We start from the raw sequence: 16,897 nt of genomic DNA, 5'->3' as shown, positions 1-16,897 counted from the left end.
GCGGGTGGCTTTGCTCACAGAAACGGCTCCGTCAATAGCTTATTGTGCAATGCGACGAGATGTCCCGACCCATTTCGGGCGGTCACAAAAATGTCATATCAAAAAGCATTGGCAAGTGTCGGACTATTCGTGGAACTCGCTCAATTCCGGGATTCTGCCGAACGCGATCTTGGTCCCGACCCGGTCCAATCTTCCGCCATGGAGCGGCCCCACGGAGACCGCGTTGCGGCCGAAGCGCTGGTTTATGCGGTCCATCGCCCGGCTGAGCGACAGGGTGCGAGTCTCGCGGGCCAGCGGGTCGTTTGGATCGAGCAGGGCGAACAGCGATTCCTGCTCGCCCGCGACCGGCTCGATCTCGGCCAAAGTGACGCCGACCATGCGGATCTGGAAGTCGCCCGGGCGGGTGCGGCCGACCGCGACCAGCCGCGGATAGAGCGCCTCGAGCCCGGCCAGCACCGCGAAACTGTCCTGCGTCGCCGGCAGCTTGATGCTGGCGCGCCAGGTCGACTTGTCGTCCTCGAACCGGGCGTGGAGCACGAGCAGGCGGCTGCGATAGGATTTGCGGCGCAGCCGGCTCGCCGCCTTCAGCGCCAAACGCCGCGCGGTGAGGCGGACCGGCTCGACCCCGCGCTTGCCGGGCGAGAGGACATGGCTGTGGCCGATCGAGCGGCTCTGCGTCGCTTTCTCGGGCAGGTCGACGCCGTGGAGCAGATACCAGAGGCGGTCGCCATTGGTGCCGCCCCAGGCGGTGCCGGCGTCGCGCGGGCGGCGCTCGCACAGCTGGCGGATATCGTTGATGCCGTCCTGCGCGAGGCGGCGTTCCATCTTCGCGCCGATGCCGGCGATGTCGCGCAGCGGCAGGTCGAACAGGCGCTGGGGCAGCTGATCGGCGGTGAGCACGACCAGGCCGTCGGGCTTCACCATGTCCGAGGCGAGCTTGGCGAGCAGGCGGTTGGGCGCGATGCCGACCGAGCTGGTCATGCATTCGCCGATATTCGCGCGGACGCCGGCCTTGATGCGGCGGGCGATCGCGACCGCTGCCTCCAGGCTGTTCTCATTGTCGAGCAGGCGGCAGGCGACCTCGTCGATCGAACAGACGCGGGTGACGGGGATGTGTTTCCAGATCTCCTCGATGATGGCGTCGTGGAACTCGACGTATTTCTCGTGCCGGGCGGGCGTGATGATGAGATCGCGGCAGAGGCGCTTGGCTTCCCAGACGGGCGTGCCGGTGGAGATGCCGTAGCGCTTCGCCTCGACCGAGGCGGCGATGGCGACGGTGGTGTCGCTGTTCACCGGCGCGACGAGCACGGGCTTGCCGCGTAGTTCGGGCTGGAGCTGTTGTTCGACGCTTGCGAAATAGCTGTTCAGGTCGAGGAACAGCCAGCGCAGCGGGCGTGGGGGCAGGAGGGGCGAGTCGTCCGGCACCCGATGGAACATAGCATGAACAAAGCGATCTGACCAGTCCTCAGCGCATCCGGGCCAGGCACAGTTCCAGGATGGCGGCGGCGTAAAAGGGCTCAGCTCCGTCGTTGTCGTCGCGCCCGCACCATTCTGCATAGTCGCGGCGGAGCCGGGCGCCATCGACGATGCCCTGTTCGGCAAGAGCGGAGTCAGCGAACAGGCGGTCGAGCAGCGGCCGGGCGCTGGTGCGCATGCCGCGCACGAGCGCCGGAGAGAGATCGTCCTGATAGGCCGGGCGAGTCACGCGCCGTGACACGCCAAGGCGCGCGAGCATGGCGCGTTCGATGGCGCGGTCGGCGCGCCAGATGGCGGGCAGGCGCGCGCAGAAGCGGACCAGTTCCGGCGTGCACAGCGGATGGACCGGCCAGATGCCGTGCCGCAGATAGCGTGCCGCGCTGAGCGCCGCGACATCGACCGACGATTCGCACATCGCGGCGGGTGGCGGCAGATCGGGCGGCTCCGCCAGGGTCGCGCTCGCGGCCGGCGTGAGGAAGGCGGGGCCTCCCGGCGGCGACAGGGACCAGGCAGGCCTCGGCTCATAGCCGAGCGCGTGCCGCTCGGCGGCGAACAGGCCGCACAGCTCGTCGCCGCCGAAACCGGTCAGCATGACGCGCGTGCCGTTCGCATAGGCACAGTCGAGCAGGCGATCCATGGCTTCGTAATAGCCCTCCTCCCAGGGCAGGACGGGCGCGGTCCCGTCCAGCCGGCGGCTGCCGGGGGCGAGCGGCAGGAAATCCGCCATGGGGATTTCGGTATCGTTCAGGCCCAGGGTGGCGACCAGATCGGCCCTGCGCGCGCGCTGGTCGGCGACGGCGCCCGGCGTGCCGGCGATGGCGAGGCCGTAGCTCGAGAGCGGCCCGTCCGAGTCCCGCGCGGCGATCGCCGCGACGAGGCTGGAATCGAGGCCGCCGCTCAGTTCGGCGCCGAGCGTCTTCCCTGCCAGCCGGGTCCAGCGGCGCATCGAGGAGCGCAGGATCCGCTCGAACCCGTCGAGCGGATCGGCACCGTCGCGAAGCGTGCCGGCGACCGGCCGCGGCCACGGCGCGGGATAGGCGATATCCAGCCGGTGATCGCCCTGCGGCGTGGGGCGCCAGGTCGCGACGGCGCGTTCGGTGAGTAGCAGCAGATCGCCGAACAGGGTCTGCCGCGCATAGGGCAGGTCATATTCGGCGAGCCAGCGCGCCGCGCGGGCCCGATCGAGGCTGGTGCGCTTCAGGCCCGGCAACAGCCGGTCGGCATCCCAATCGCCGTCCAGCCGCGCGGCCAGCTGGCCATCCGCTGCCCCGGCGACGAGATAGACCGGCGCCGTGCCCCAATGGCCGGCCTCGAGCCGGGCGGTGTCGCCATCGACGACCAGCAAATGCCATTGCAGCGGCCAGGCGCGAAGCTGCGCGGCCAGCCAGTCGAACCGGTCGGCGTCAAGCGCGGCGAGCGGCGCCGTTCCGGCCGGGATGTCGGCCTCCGGCCCGGTCAGGCCGGCGCATCGTTCCCGCATGCAGACGAGCAGCCGCGTGCCGTGGACCGCGACGACCTCTTCCAGGGCACCGTGGCGGTACGGATCGACCCGGCTCGACCCGCGGGCGACGCCGGTCGCCGTGCGATGCCAGCCGAGCTGGGCATCGCCCGCCCGCAGGTGAAGGGAAAGCACGCGCGGTCGCGGTCAGATCAGGCGCGACGGCGTTGGACGTCCTGGCCGGCGGTGCCCTTGCCACCACCGCCGCCACCGCCGCCACTGCCATCGTCGTCGGGCCTGGTGCGACGGCGCTGGACATCCTGGCCGGCAGTGCCCTTGGCCCTAATAGCGACCGTCAGCAGATCGCCGCCATTCGAATCGAACTCGGCGGGATGCTCGAACAGATCGTCGCCCGTCGGGATGTTGTTCTCGTCTTCGGTGTGCATGTCGGGCTTCCCTTGTCCGCGTGGGTGCGGAGGGAGGGCCTATCATGCCTCCAGCGGGCTGGCAGGATCATATGGCGCCGGAATCGGCGGCATCGGTGCGGGATCAGCGCAGGGCTTCGCGCAGCCGATCCCATGAAGGCTGCTTCGCGGCGAGGCCGATGGTGTGGAGCGGGCTGCTGGAGGGCAGGGCGATCAGCGCGATGCCGGGGGCGATGCCAGAGGATGGGCCGAGCTGTTTCGTGCCGTGGCGGAAGGAGGTGGCGCCGTTGAAGCCGATCGCGCGGAGATCGGGCAGGGTGGCGACCAGACCGGCGAGATCGTTGCCGACGAGGTCGCGGATCGCGGCGTCGCTGCTGCCGTCGCGGCGGGCGCTGGCGACGACATCCCACAGGCCAATACGGGCGGCGAGCAGGGCGGCGAGGCGGTCTTCATAGGCGAGCGCGGTCAGATCCCGGCCGATGACGCCGGACATGAGCTGCCAGAACTGGTTCTGCGGGTGCGCGTAATAACGCTGCGCGGCGAGCGAGCGGTCGCCGGGGAGGCTGCCGAGCACCAGCAGCCGGACCCGAGGGTCCACGACCGGGGGGAAGGAGCGTTTCGCGGTCATATCGGGCGTGCTTTACCGATTGCGGGGCGCTTGTCGAAGCGCCGCGTGGGAGGAAGGGCTGGACGATCCAAAGAGCGGCGGGGCATGATCCCTGTGTGACCTGGTATAGCGGCGCTCACGGGGAGGTTGAATCAACGGGCCGTTTTGCGCTCGCGGGGTGTTGGAGCGGCGCGAAAGTCATCGTGAAGTAATCGGGGGCATTATTGTGCGGAACTGCGGAAAAGGCGTGAATATTCGCTGATTTTTGCGACCCACCTGGGAGAGGGCGGAATCGCGGCGGTTCTTGGCGCTGTGTGCGTGAATATTGATGAACGGCGTTTGCGGGCGCGTGGAGACTGGCAGAATGTGCCGAATAGCGGTTTGGCATATTGCTCTATGCTGGCATTTTACTCGCCGAATTACGCGAGGGGTATCAGATTTTCATCATGCTTTTCTTCCGGCCGGAATCGAATAGTCCGGGCGCTTCCATTGGATAGCCGTCGCCCCGGCTCGATTGCGCAGGCCCGGCGATAGTGCGACTTCTCGCCCGCTTGGGATCACGCCCAAATTTCAAGGTGCAGACCGGTGATCGACCCTGTCCCCCTACGGAAAGACGAAGAGCGGGAATATCCGGTTCCGTCGTTGTGGAGACCCAAATTACGCGAGATCGTCGCGGCGCTTCACGGTCACAACTATACCCTGGAGGGCATCGCGGATGTCGAACTGCCAGGCGATGGGGGGGCGAAACTCATTGCAGAAATCATCCAGGACTATGGATGCACCATAACGCTTCTGCCCGATGAGAGCTGGGAAACATCGGTTTGTATGTGGCAAGTGAGCCACTGGGATGTGCTGGTGGACCTCTTCACCGTCGAAGAAGGTCGAAGCGACCTGGTTTTGCATGTTAACGTGTTCGAGAAAGCAGACCGGTTCGTATTCAAGGTGCACCTTGTCTATGTGCCATAGCGAGAGGCTGGATCGCTCAAGATGGCGACCGCCTTCCAGTAGCGTTGGCGATTTCTGATTCAGGGGTTCGCCAGCCAGCGTGCTCAAATTCCCTGTTATCCGATAACAGGGAATTCCTGCCCCGGATAACAGGGGAAAAAATATCCCGGAACAGGGAAATCGATCGGCTGACGGTGAGAAAGAGCGGGCGCGGCCAGATGTTCCGCGCATCGTCATGGTGCGCCGACCCTGGCTTTGTTTGAATCAATCCCGTCGACTGCTCGCGAGGTCACCCCCGGGTCCGGTCGGCGGACTCCGCGTCACGGTGCACCTGTCCGCCGCGCTACCGCGCCGGCAGATCATGCGATAACAATCACCGGGCCGGTCGGATCGCGTACGCGACGCCAGCGATCGGCACCGAGACCACCAGGCGATGTCTGCGACGTCGCTCGATGACGGGAGAGCCGACATGAAGCGAAGGGATTTCCTCTCGACCTGCGTTTCGGCCGCGGGGCTGCTGACTCTTCCGGCCTGCCGGACGATCGATAGCGGCCGGGGGGAAGCGCCGCGGCTGGACGCCGCGGCCTTCCATGCGTCGCGGCAGTTCGCCCCGACACGGTTCGGACGGATCGCCTGGGTGGAGCGTGGGCGCGGCCCGGCGGCGCTCTTCATCCATGGCTTCCCGTTGAGCGGCTTCCAGTGGCGCGGCGCGATGGAGCGGCTGTCGCGGCACCGACGCTGCATCGCCCCCGATCTGATCGGACTGGGCTATACCGATGCGCCCGATCAGCAGGATCTTTCGCCCCAGGTGCAGGCCGACATGCTCGCCGCGTTGCTCGATCGTCTCGCGGTTCCGACGGTCGATATCATTGCCAATGACAGTGGCGGCACCATCGCCCAGCTCTTCGTCGTGCAGCACCCCAAAAGGGTCCGCACGCTCATCCTGACCAATTGCGAGGTGAACGAGAACAGCCCGCCGCCGCAGATGCGCAACTCGATCCAGAAAGCGCGAGACGGCGTTTACGATCAGAAGATCGCGGCGCATCTTGACGATCGTGCGTATGCGCGGTCGCCGCAAGGCATTGGCGGGGGCGCCTATATGGACCCGGCCAGCTTCACCGACGAGGCGATCGATTATTATTTCAGCCCTTTGGTGGCGTCGCCGCTCCGCAGGAGCCAGTTGAATCGCTATCTGGCAGCGTTCGAACCCAACCCGCTTCTCGCGATAGAGCCGGCGCTTCGGCGGAGCACCACGCCGACCCGCATGGTATGGGGCAGTGCCGACCCGCTGTTCCCGGCGATCTGGGCCGAATGGCTCGACCGGGCCCTGCCAGCGTCCCGCGGCGTGCGCCTCGTCGAGAAGGGGAGGCTGTTCTGGCCGGAGGAGAGGCCCGACCTGCTCGCCGAAGAGGCCCGGGCGCTCTGGGGCGTTGGTTGACCGCGACCCGCCGAAACGGCGCTACGCCTTGGGCAAACAGGGCGCCCTGGCCGCGCGGAAGCGGATGCAGTCCCACTCCATGTCGTTCTGGCCGCTCGCGTTGCGGGTGTAGCGGACGGCGAGCGTGGCGGTTTGCGGATCGGTGAGGGGCGCCGCGCGGGCGGCGGCGGCGGGGTCCGTCCAGCCATAAATGGTGCAGCTTTGCCGGCTCTCGCAGTGCTTGCGGAGCGCGGCCTCGGTCTTCGGCACATCGGCGTTCGGGCCGATCACGACGGCGAAGGCATCTCCGCCGATCGGCGTGAACTCGATGCCCGTGGCGCCGGCGGTTTTGCCGCCACCGCCGCCGCAGCCTGAAAGGAGCAGGGCGGCGGCCAGCGCCGCGGCGCGGGGTGTCGTCGGCAGTAGCACCGGCATCAGCGCGCGCCGAGATAGTCCAGCTTGCCGATCTGTACGCCCTTGTGGCGCAGGATGGCGTAGGCGGTGGTGACGTGGAAATAGAAGTTCGGCAGGACGAAATTGGTCACATAATCGCGGCCGGTGAAGTCGATCGAGCCGCCGGGCGTGGTGAGGGTGACGGTGGCATCCTCCTTGCCGTCGATCGCCTCGCGCGGGACGGCCTTGAGGAAGGCGACCGTCTTCGCGATGCGGGCCTGCAGGTCGGCGAAGCTGACTTCCTCATCGGCCATGGGCAGGTTCTCGACCCCGCCGAGGCGGACGGCGGCGAGCTTCGCGGAATCGCTGGCGCGCTGCACCTGGCCGGTGAGCGGCGCCATATCCTCGATCAGCCGCGCGGTGAGCAGCTCTGCGGGATCCAGCCCCTTCTCGGCGGCGAAGGCCTCTCCCTTGGCGAGGAAGGCGGACATTGCGTGGAAGCCCCGGAGGAAGATCGGGACGGTGAGATCGTAGAGCTGAGTCGTCATGGGGCGCGGTGTAGCGGGGCGGGGGCGGGGCGTCGATGGGGGGAGGGCTCAATTGAACTGCACCGGGTTCCACGTCAGAGGCCATGATGATCTCGCGCTGACACGGAAAACCCCGTCGTTAAGAACAGCCCGAGGATCAGTCAGCGTGACTGACCGTCATCCTCATCTAGCGGCAGGCGCTGATCGTTGCCTTTCGTGCCCCGAGTGCGTTCGCCACGCCGCGTAGCGCTCGAAGGTGGAGATTTAAGGTTGGTGATCTCGTCGATGAGATAGGGTGCCAATGCGCGCGCCAGAATCCGCATAGGATCGCTGGGACGCGATCGTGCCGACTCCTCGCTTACGGCGCTAGCGGGCCGTGGCCTAACGTCGCTAACAAATTCGCCGAGAGGCATAGTGACGTTGACGCCCGGTAGTAGGCCGACAGTTAGAACCCGTGCCTGTTTTACTCGGAGATGAACCAATGGATCTTGCAACGCGCGATCGACGAGTACGATCGCCTCCGCTAAGGCGAAGTCGCACGAAGGTCCGTCATCTAAACGGAACGGTCGCCGGAGCTCACGTGCCACCAGCCGACCCAATCCATCAAAACCCGATGTCCAGGTTACCCGCTCGCCAACGCCGCCGATGACATAGGCCCAAGCCGTGATCTGTGGGTAGCGAGATGCAAGGCGCTCGGCCAAGCTCAGGCTAGGGGCGCCACCAGCGGCTATGGTAGCAAGGTACCCCGCGAAAAAGAACAACTGGTGTTTTAGGCGGCGATCTGTTGATGGAAGCGCATCAATGTCTCTAATTATGCGATCGAATTCCTTGACTCGGAGTTCAGCGGGCATCGTTTCCAGGGACCGCAACCGATCACTCTCGGGTAGATCCAAATGATCCAAAAGAAGGGGTAGCTCATTTTGCCCCCGTTCACGGGCTCGCTTCAGCGCCTTGAGGCTCTCACTGATTGCGCGCGTCTCCGGCGGCGGGGTTCGCGGTAAAGGGTTGGATAGCTCGGCAAGTATCTCAAATATTTCGGTTAAAGCGCTGCGAAGTTTTTGCGTCGGCGCATCTGCTGAACGGATCAACTTGTGACACAGATCGTAGCGCGCAAGTGTCGAGGAGACGCCTTCGCTCGGCCAAAGACCGCGCGCGCGCGCGAGCGCGTAGCTAGACGTCGCAAGACAGGGCGCAAGCTTAAGCTGCGCCAGTGGGCGATCGGAGAGCATCAATGCTTCCGCGATAGCTAGCCCGACCCATGCGGCTTCGAAACCTGCGAGGTCGGGGATTCTTACGCCATCGCGAAGCTGTAGGATCTGGTCCCAATCGAGTATGTGTGTCCAGGCCGACAGCGGAGAAAGATCGCTCCGCAACTGGGAGTATCGGCCAAAAAGACGTCGACTTGCCTCTGCTGAAACGACCAAACAGGCCGGTGGATCGAATCGGCTCTCGTCGCTTGAGACAACTACGCCGATCTCGTCCAATCGTTGCTTGGGCCGCTCCGATGACGGCCACGGATAGCCCACCGCGTGGACGTGGCCGCTCAGGACATCGTGTAGCTCCTCGTCGTCGGCAACGACAAAAGTCCAAGGGCTCATCGCGCTCACCAGTCCATCGCAGGCGGCGGGGTATAGGCTTTTGCCAAAGTGGCCGGCAGGTTCGTCTCGTAATACAAATCAAGCCTCGTTTTCGGTCTGGTCACAATGGTGTAGTACGTTTCAGTCGTGCGGTGGTGCTGCTGCTCGTCGCAGAACAGCCAGTGCGCGGCTCTAAACTCCAGTCCTTTACTGCCCTTCTCGGTTAAAATCACGATCGGCGTGTCGGCGTCGAAGGCGGGATTATAGCCGCGTTCGTTGTCAGAGCGGGCACGAATAATCTGCGCCTTCCCCCGCAATTCTCGGTCGCTTTCCAACGCAGCGAGGACCGCCTCACGGTCGTCACGCCGCGGAACAATGATTCCCAATCGGTCGCCTTGAGCGATCAACCCATCATATACACGGAGTTGGTCTTTCAATCGGGCGGCCGCATCCGCGATCTGCTCGTCTCGTGTCAGACTTCCATGTGCCTCGACGTGCCCAGGGCGTGGCCCGCTGTAATGCGATGTGGCGGCAAGGCCCTGTCCGCTGCTGGCAGTCTGAATACGATCGGCCATGTCGCATAATTCACGAGCGAGCCGATAATGAAATATGAGCGTCTCTTCGTTGAGAGCGGGTATCTGCGTACGAAGAGTGTTCAGTCCGGGAGCGTAGTCGTGAATACGCTGACGATCATCACCCACGAAAAACAGTGTCGGTGACCAAGCGCGCAAAAGATGAACCTCTTCTGGTAACAAATCTTGAGCTTCATCGACGAAAATAGTCTCGTATTGTGGTAACTTGCCTGCGGCCACTAGCTGAGTCGCCCGCTCAGCAATAAATGACTTGCGCTCGACAAATCCAAGGTGATTTGTATCGGGAACAGGATGTCCATGTTCCTTAAATAGCCCTCGAGTCCAAGACTCAATCGTCGAAACCAATGCCGGCGGGAAAATTTCACGTCTCTGGTCATCGTAGCAGCCAGTCTTGACGAACTCCGTAAGCGGGCGAGTAAATGAGAGTACTAGAACATTTGCTAGGCCTTGTGTGCGAGCGTATTGTGCCCGGCGGAGTAGGACATTTGTTTTTCCAGACCCGGGCGGCCCCAGGATCAGGTGGCTGTCATGGAGCGGCAAGTCCTCGATCATTCTGACCTGTTCTCGGTCGAGCTGATCTCTTCGTGCCCACCACAACGACATTATATTTCTCCTTGACCCACGCTCAATGCGGAGGATGACAACGGCCCAAGAGACGCGACAATTTGGCGGGTGAGCTCGTCTTCTGCACTGTCGGCGAGAGCAACATCTGGCAAAGGTAATTCGGCCGTACGCGCGTCCACGTCGAGCCAGATGGTGACGCTAGCCTGACTCCGAATGAGCGGCCGAGGATCAGCTGGTGTGAGGCTCAGGCGTGCCCGCAACTCTACTTTCCGAGCAACGTCGGTGCCAGCCATTTCCCAGCTCCATACGATTCGCCAGTCTAAGTCGCCCCCGTCCACCTGAGCTAAGTGAGTCGCTGTGAGGCCTCGATCGCTAAGAAAAGCAAGTACTTGGTCTTCAACCGCGCGAGCGAGATCGCGCGCAACTCCTGGCCGAACGCCTGGCGTGACATCGATAACTGGCCGCGTTGCAAACGAAAGGCCAATCGCGGCTAAACTAATGCTCTGGGCTTCGGAATCCGCTAGAAAGTCCTCTAAGCGGATAAGGCGTCGTCGACTCCAGTTTTTGTCTAGGGCTCGGCGTGCCAAAAGGACAAGATCAGCATCAACGTCGTCAGCTCGAACAACCGGATCAACAGTCGCTACGATCCATGCAAAGCGATACCGATTTTCGCTCGATGATGCGTATTCAGCGCTGAACATGGGCTCACGCATGATTAAATCATGGAGCAGGCCGCCAAGCTGATAAACGTCGACGCCATGCCATAGTTCCGGACTTGGGTCTTGTAATCGGAAGAGGTACTCGGGTGGCGTGTAGCGTGAGGTGGCCACAACCGGTAGCTGATTGTCGTGGTCAGTGCCCTGCCCGACCGGATCATTGATATCGCGTAACACCGATAAATCGAGCACCGTGACGCGCTCAAAGTCGTCACTGATGAAGATATTTGCGGATTTAATATCTCGATGGGACAAGCCCTGAGTTCGCAGAAATAGGACCGCTCGCGCGACTTGATCGATGATGACGCGGATGCTGGCACGTGGAACGTCCGCGAGCCGCTTCTCTAGCTCCTGCCCTTCCGCGCAGTCCATCAGGAGGAAGAGACGATCTTCGAACCGACCACCGTCGTGACATGCAACCAAATATGGACAACCGTGATCACCCAATGCGACTTGGCGAGCGATGCGTTGTTCCGTTTGGCGGCCGAGTTCTCCCTCGGAAAATCTCGGGTCGAGCAACTTCAAGGCTCGTGCGCCTTCCGGGCCTCGTACGAGGAAAACAGGCGCTGTTCCGCCTCTTCCAAGCATACTTTCGACTGCCCAGCCGTCGCCCGCCTCATCGCACCAGCGTCCAGCGTAGTTGAGCGCCTGCGCGTCCAGATCTTCGGACTTCAGAATCTTCTCCCTCATTGTCAGATCATTGTTCTTTGGAATGGGTATCGTCAACTCGAAGTTAATCTGTTCGACGCGAAATCATTGAAACTCAACCATTGAGTGTAGTTTCAGTGTGAACATGGCCGTACGGTCGAAACAAATGGAGAGTGAGATCGTGGAGACTTCTCAACCGCTAGGGAATGACGCGTTGAGGTGATGCGTCAGCATCGCGCGATCATATTCAAGAAAGTGCTACCTTCGGAAACAGGCAGCCGGGGACGGGTTTCGCATAGGCCGTGGCATCATCCCGGTCGTAGCGGTTGTCATAGGCAGATTACTTCAGGGCGTTGCGCCATCGCCGATTCAAAATAATTCTGACTCGCTGCATTGACACGTTAACTTTTTACGCCTCAAAAGAGATGGAGAAAGTTAACAAGGGGCTTATTTATGGCGGTGCTGGCCGAGGAATTAGAGGTGCTGTCAGCGCTTGATCGGCTCGGCGCACCGCGCGCCCACCTTATGGAGGTAGTTAGGGCATCTGTCGCGGGTCGGCGGAACGCCACAAAATTCCACCCGCTGAATGCCGCGGGCCAACTATCTTATCTCGAAGGCACGGCGCACCTTCGTCGCGCTTTCCTACCCCTTGGTTGGGAAATTTGCCGCCGTGAAAATATCGAGTCGATCTATAATTCCAGCACTGGAATCAAGATCGTGTATCAGAATGCAGATAGGGCCGGCGATCCAATTTTCGAACCCGTCGCGACGTCACGTAAAGGCGACGGCGCAGCGCGCGCCGTTGAAGCTGGCCAGGGTGAACTCTGGCCCGACATTCGAGCGCGCGAGCTACGCGAAATCAACGCAACCACCTGGTACCTGTTTGTTTATGCAGATGGAGCAGACGTCCGGGCCGAGCTGTCTTGCCCGGTCGCTATCAACGAATGCCAATTCGACGGTTTCCACGATAGGATTCTGCTGGTTCGGAAGGGCGAATGGGACGGCTTGGACCCGCTAGCGGATGACACTCCGCCGCTGGATTTTGAGGTTCCCGTCTCGCGCAAGGACTAATCGTGTCAGTATTCAACTATAGACGTTTGATCCTCGCCCGGAAAAGGCGAGGGCTTACAGCACGTGCGTTGGCAGCCGCAATCGGGGCCTCGCCAGTGACCATTTCGCGGCTTGAACATGGAGTGCATGAACCGGAGGACGAAACCGTAGCCGCTATCTGTCGGACACTCGATTTCCCTCGTGCGTTTTTTTTCGCGGATGACCTTGATGAACTCCCTGCGAACTCCGCTAGTTTCAGGAGTCTGAGTTCAATGACAGCACGTGAGCGAGATTCGGCACTTGCCGCAGGTTCCCTCGCCTACCTATTTCACGACTGGGTGGCTCAGCGATTCAATCTGCCTAGCGCCGAGCTTCCGAACATCGGCGCAGAAGCCGGCCCTGATGGCGCGGCGCAGGCGCTTCGCGAGCAATGGGCGTTGGGTCAGCAACCCATTCCCAACATGGTGAAGCTCCTTGAGGCCAAGGGCGTGCGCGTCTTTTCCCTCTGTGAAGAGACGAGAGCGGTTGATGCCTTTTCGTGTTGGCGTAGTGACACTCCCTTCGTGTTCCTCAACACCTTCAAGTCCGCCGAGCGTAGCAGGTTCGACGCGGCGCATGAGCTTGGGCATCTGATCATGCATCGGCATGGCGCACCTCAGGATAGCCGCGTTGCCGAGAGTGAGGCGAATCAGTTCGCCTCCAGCCTCTTGATGCCTGCCGATGACGTGTTGAGCCGGATGCGGTCGGTCACGTCGATTGATGAGTTGGTACGCGCCAAGAAACGATGGGGCGTGTCGGTCGGCGCATTGACCTATCGTCTCCATAGGTTGGGTCTAATAACCGACTGGCAGAATCGCAGCTTCAACATTGAGATTGCGAAGCGTGGCTATAGAACTTCGGAACCGGAAGGCATGGAACCGGAGCATTCAGTCCTCTGGCCAAAAGTCCTAGGTTCACTTTGGAGTGAGCGTGTTAGCCGTGATCACATTGCGGCAGAGTTACATCTGCCTACTCGGGAACTGGAGAGCGTGCTTTTTCAGTTGGCAACAACACCGATTCCGCCTGCGCCTCGTGGGTCGCGACGATCCTCTGATATTAGACTTGTAGGATGACTGCAGAACAGCGAGATATGCGCGGCGCGATCCTCAGTGGATGCCGCCGCGCATATCCCGCTATCCCAAACCTACCCCTCAGAGCCCAAACGAAATCCGCGCATACCCAAACTGCCCCGGCACATCATAAGTCGTCGGGTCGAAGTTCGCGCTGTCGCAGGTGAAGCAGGCCGGGGGATCCCGGTCGAACACATTGTTCACCCCAAGCGTCAGCCGCACGCGGTGGTCCATCCAGGCGGGCGAGAAATAGAGCTGCACGTCGCCGTAGAGCACCCGGCCCATGGTGTGCACGCCGTCCCGTTCCGCCACCTTGCTGATGTAGCGGCCGGTGAAGGACGCGCCGAAGCTCTGCGCCGACCAGTCGAGCGTCGCGTTGGCCTTGAAGCGAGGATAGGCCTGGTCGGGGCTGCCGCGCTCCGTGCCGGCGAACTCGAGCGTCGGGGCGCCGAGATCGGCGGGCGGCAGGACATTGTATTTCAGCAGCCAGGCGGCGTTGACCGACAGGCCCACCGTGCCGCCCGCGACGTCGCGCGAGCGGAAGTTGAACGAGGCGTCGATGCCGTCGGTCTCGATCGCGTTGAGGTTGAGCAGCCGGGCGCTGATGCCGGCGACCGAGCCGTTGGCCGTGCGGCGGATCGCCGCGCAGCTGATCGGATCCGCATTGAACGCGCAGCGCGTGAGCGTGAGCGTCGCGGGGACCGAGTCGATCGCGTTCTTCAGGCTGATCTTGTACCAGTTGACCTCGAGACTGAGCGCGCTCGAGAAGCCGCGCGCCCAGGCCGGGCTGTAGACTCCGCCCGCCGTCCAGGTCTTCGCCGTTTCCGGCTTCAGCGCGGTATTGCCCTGGGAGAAGACGCCGAGCTGCCCGCCGACCGGCTCGGCATAGCTGCCATTCGCCGGGACGCCGTTGGCAATGCAGTTCGCGCGGACGGTCGCGTTGGTCTGGAAGAAGCCGCCGGGCGCGCTGGTGCAGGGATCGTCGATGGTCGCGTCGAAGCGCGACGGGCCGGCATAGAGTTCGCCGATGCTCGGGGCGCGCAGGCTCTCCGCATAGCCGCCGCGCAGCAGCAGGTCGGCGACCGGTTTCCACAGGCCGGACGCGGTGTAGGTCGTGTTGCTGCCGAAGGACGAATAGTTGGAATGGCGGACCGCGCCGTCCAGCTCGAGCTTTTCGAAGAAGGGCTTGCCGCTGAGGAGCGGGATGCGGACCTCGCCATAGAATTCGTCGACGTTGAAGCCGCCGCGGGCCGGACTGGTCGGCACGTCGGCGCCTAGGCCGGCGACGATCAGCGGATCGGGATCGTAGCTCGCCTGCTGATCGCGATGCTCATAGCCGATCGCGACGCCGACCGGGCCGGCGGGCAGATCGAACAGGTCGCCCGACAGGTTGGCGGTGAAATCGGCGAGGCGCTGGTTGCTCTTGTCGCGTTCGTCGAAGGTCACATAATCGAGCATCGGCTGGGTGATCGAGCCGGCGCCGCCGAAGATGTTGAAGGGCACGCATTCCCCGGTGCAGGCCGAGACGGGGCCGAGCGCGCGGGCGAGCTTGGCCGCATTGAGGTTGCCGGTGAAGAGCTGGTGCGCGTCGTTATTGCCGTAGACGCCGTTCACGTCCCAGTACCAGCGGTGATCGCCGATATGGAAGGAGCCGTCGAAGCTGAGGGTGGCCGACATGGTGTCGACATTCTGGGTGAAGGTGCGCTGGCCGCCCTCGACGAAGCGGCGGCGGATGGTGGAGTAGTTGGCGGGGGTGCCGTCCGCGCCCGACGAGAGGGTGACGCCGAACGGGTTGTACGGGTTGGTGACGTCGACCGAGATGGTATCGAGCAGATTGCCGTTGCCTGCGTCGGGGCCGATGAACAGCGGGAGGAAGGCCGCCTTGGTGGTCGAATGGCGGTGGTTATAGACCAGCTTCACCCGCATGTTGATGTTGTCGGTCAGCTCCTGCTTGAAGTTGAAGAAGGCGCCGTAGCGTTCCGACGGGGTGAGCAGATAATTGTAGGGCGCGAAGTTGAAGCTGTCGTTGGCCGAGGAATAGTTGCGGAAATCGGCCGGGTAGACCGGACGGCCGGCGACCGGGGCGCGCAAAGTGAGGCTCTGGCCGAGCACGTCGAAGCGGCCATTGGGGATCGCGCTGGAGCAGCCGCCCGCGGCGCAGCTCGTCGCGCCGGGGGTGGGGAATTGCGAGATCGACCGGTCGGCGGTGCTGACCGCTTCCTGCTTCGAGTAGCTGGCGCCGAACACGACCGAGGTGCCGCTGTTCGGGGACTGGATGCCGTAGCTCGCCTCGAGATTCCAGGTGTGGCCGTCGCCCTGGCGGTAGGTGCCGAACTGGGCGGAGGCCTTGAGCCCGACCTGCCCCTGCTTGGTGATGATGTTGACGACGCCGGCGACCGCGTCCGATCCGTAGAGCGGGGAGGCGCCGGATTGCAGCACCTCGACTCGCTCGATCATGTTGGTGGGGATCTCGTTGAGATCGACCGAGGCGGGGATGCCGCCCGCGGCCGAGCCGTTAACGAAGCGCAGGCCGTCGACCAGCACGAGCGTGCGCTTGGCGGCGAGATAACGCAGGTCGATCTCGGCCGAGCCCGAGCTGACGCCGGTGCCGTCGGGCGGGCCGCCGATATTGCCGGCATTGTTGACCTTGGTGTTGAGGCCGCCCGCTGCGCTGGGCAGGCGTTGCAGCACGTCGCCGATGGAGGAGAGGCCGGTCTTGCCGATCGCGGCCTCGTCGACCGTGACGATCGGCTTGTCCTGGTCGAGCGGATTGCGGCGGATGCGCGAGCCGGTGACGACGATGTCGTCCTGCGCGGCGGCGGCACCGTCGGCCGGCGTATCCTGCGCTTGCGCCGGTACGGCCGAGAACCCTGCAATCAATGCCAGCGACGCTATGCCGGCAAGTTTCCCCAATTTGATATCGCGCATGATGTCATCTCCCTGAACCACGCCCCCCTGGATATCCCCCCTATTTTCTGCAGTGTCACAAAGGTGAAACGGCGCGGGGGATGCTGGCAAGGAAAGATGGCAGGATAGGCGGGTTCGTTGCGCGTTTGTTGCTGGAGCGTGCTTTGCGGGAGACACATCGCGCCGGTTTTGGTTGAGTTGCCGGCACCGCGATGTTTTCGCGAGATTTCTCCATCGCAACAAAGGGCGCGGGCGCTGACATCCGCAGGCGCATCAGGCGCGCCATGCCGGGCGCGGGCCATGGACGCTCGGAGACGATATGCGGGCACATCGGGATCGCGCTGCGTTATGCAGCGCCGGCATTCATCGCGCGGCTTCGGCGAGGGCCGTGCTGCAGTCGGGCATTTTCCAGACGCATTGCGTGGATTGCAACTGCACGTTGCGGCGGAACCTGATCACGCGGCGATGGTATTTCAGCGGGCAGCTGGGGTGACATCGGTGGACG

14 protein-coding genes and 1 pseudogene are annotated in these 16,897 nt (G+C 63.2%); 5 read left to right on the top strand and 10 right to left on the bottom strand.

Translation table 11 applies throughout. From position 1 onward, the window contains the following. Positions 1-123 precede the first annotated feature (123 nt). The 4 genes from AC1RT8_RS16190 to AC1RT8_RS16175 form a co-directional block, all read right to left on the bottom strand. A complete protein-coding gene (locus AC1RT8_RS16190; RefSeq protein WP_493076682.1) occupies positions 124-1,437 on the bottom strand; it encodes a Y-family DNA polymerase in 1,314 nt (437 codons plus the stop codon). 28 nt (positions 1,438-1,465) lie between these two features. Then, a complete protein-coding gene (locus AC1RT8_RS16185; RefSeq protein WP_493076681.1) occupies positions 1,466-3,109 on the bottom strand; it encodes an asparagine synthase-related protein in 1,644 nt (547 codons plus the stop codon). 17 nt (positions 3,110-3,126) lie between these two features. After that, a complete protein-coding gene (locus AC1RT8_RS16180) occupies positions 3,127-3,360 on the bottom strand; it encodes a hypothetical protein (protein WP_493076680.1) in 234 nt (77 codons plus the stop codon). A gap of 103 nt (positions 3,361-3,463) precedes the next feature. After that, entirely contained in the window at positions 3,464-3,967 is a 504-nt protein-coding gene (locus tag AC1RT8_RS16175; protein ID WP_493076679.1) for a DNA-deoxyinosine glycosylase, read from the bottom strand. A gap of 564 nt (positions 3,968-4,531) precedes the next feature. Between AC1RT8_RS16175 and AC1RT8_RS16170 the strand changes: the two genes are divergently transcribed. Both AC1RT8_RS16170 and AC1RT8_RS16165 read left to right on the top strand, forming a co-directional pair. Beyond that, positions 4,532-4,912, top strand: a complete 381-nt coding sequence (locus AC1RT8_RS16170; RefSeq protein WP_493076678.1) for a DUF7668 domain-containing protein — start codon at positions 4,532-4,534, stop codon at positions 4,910-4,912. Positions 4,913-5,360: 448 nt separating this feature from the next. Continuing rightward, entirely contained in the window at positions 5,361-6,329 is a 969-nt protein-coding gene (locus tag AC1RT8_RS16165; RefSeq protein WP_493076677.1) for an alpha/beta fold hydrolase, read from the top strand. Positions 6,330-6,350: 21 nt separating this feature from the next. Here the strand turns inward: AC1RT8_RS16165 and AC1RT8_RS16160 are convergent, their stop codons facing one another. The 5 genes from AC1RT8_RS16160 to AC1RT8_RS16140 all read right to left on the bottom strand — a co-directional run bounded on the left by AC1RT8_RS16160 (position 6,351) and on the right by AC1RT8_RS16140 (position 11,404). Next, entirely contained in the window at positions 6,351-6,743 is a 393-nt protein-coding gene (locus AC1RT8_RS16160) for a hypothetical protein (protein WP_493076676.1), read from the bottom strand. Beyond that, positions 6,743-7,249, bottom strand: a complete 507-nt coding sequence (locus AC1RT8_RS16155; protein ID WP_493076675.1) for a DUF1993 domain-containing protein — start codon at positions 7,247-7,249, stop codon at positions 6,743-6,745. Before AC1RT8_RS16155 ends, AC1RT8_RS16160 begins: the two co-directional genes overlap by 1 nt. Before the next feature lie 140 nt (positions 7,250-7,389). Next, positions 7,390-8,835, bottom strand: coding sequence for a hypothetical protein (locus tag AC1RT8_RS16150; RefSeq protein WP_493076674.1), 1,446 nt, complete (start codon positions 8,833-8,835; stop codon positions 7,390-7,392). Further along, positions 8,832-10,001, bottom strand: coding sequence for an AAA family ATPase (locus tag AC1RT8_RS16145; RefSeq protein WP_493076673.1), 1,170 nt, complete (start codon positions 9,999-10,001; stop codon positions 8,832-8,834). Before AC1RT8_RS16145 ends, AC1RT8_RS16150 begins: the two co-directional genes overlap by 4 nt. Further along, on the bottom strand, positions 10,001-11,404 hold the full coding sequence (locus AC1RT8_RS16140; RefSeq protein WP_493076672.1) for a protein kinase domain-containing protein: 1,404 nt from the start codon (positions 11,402-11,404) through the stop codon (positions 10,001-10,003). Before AC1RT8_RS16140 ends, AC1RT8_RS16145 begins: the two co-directional genes overlap by 1 nt. Before the next feature lie 375 nt (positions 11,405-11,779). Here AC1RT8_RS16140 and AC1RT8_RS16135 point away from each other — a divergent pair, with 375 nt between their 5' ends. The 3 genes and pseudogenes from AC1RT8_RS16135 to AC1RT8_RS16125 all read left to right on the top strand — a co-directional run bounded on the left by AC1RT8_RS16135 (position 11,780) and on the right by AC1RT8_RS16125 (position 13,488). Continuing rightward, positions 11,780-12,397, top strand: coding sequence for a hypothetical protein (locus AC1RT8_RS16135; protein ID WP_493076671.1), 618 nt, complete (start codon positions 11,780-11,782; stop codon positions 12,395-12,397). A gap of 2 nt (positions 12,398-12,399) precedes the next feature. Next, positions 12,400-12,570 (top strand): annotated as a pseudogene (locus tag AC1RT8_RS16130) (helix-turn-helix domain-containing protein); the annotation flags it as partial. Between the two features lie 78 nt (positions 12,571-12,648). Continuing rightward, a complete protein-coding gene (locus tag AC1RT8_RS16125; RefSeq protein ID WP_493076831.1) occupies positions 12,649-13,488 on the top strand; it encodes an ImmA/IrrE family metallo-endopeptidase in 840 nt (279 codons plus the stop codon). Positions 13,489-13,566: 78 nt separating this feature from the next. On the opposite strand, the gene AC1RT8_RS16120 is transcribed toward AC1RT8_RS16125, so the two are convergent. Next, entirely contained in the window at positions 13,567-16,413 is a 2,847-nt protein-coding gene (locus AC1RT8_RS16120; protein WP_493076670.1) for a TonB-dependent receptor domain-containing protein, read from the bottom strand. Positions 16,414-16,897 lie beyond the last annotated feature (484 nt).

The organism is Sphingomonas sp. GW821-FHT10F11 (genome assembly GCF_058809095.1).
The sequence above is the reverse complement of the archived record's forward strand: the minus strand, read 5'-3'. Positions and strand labels throughout refer to the sequence as shown.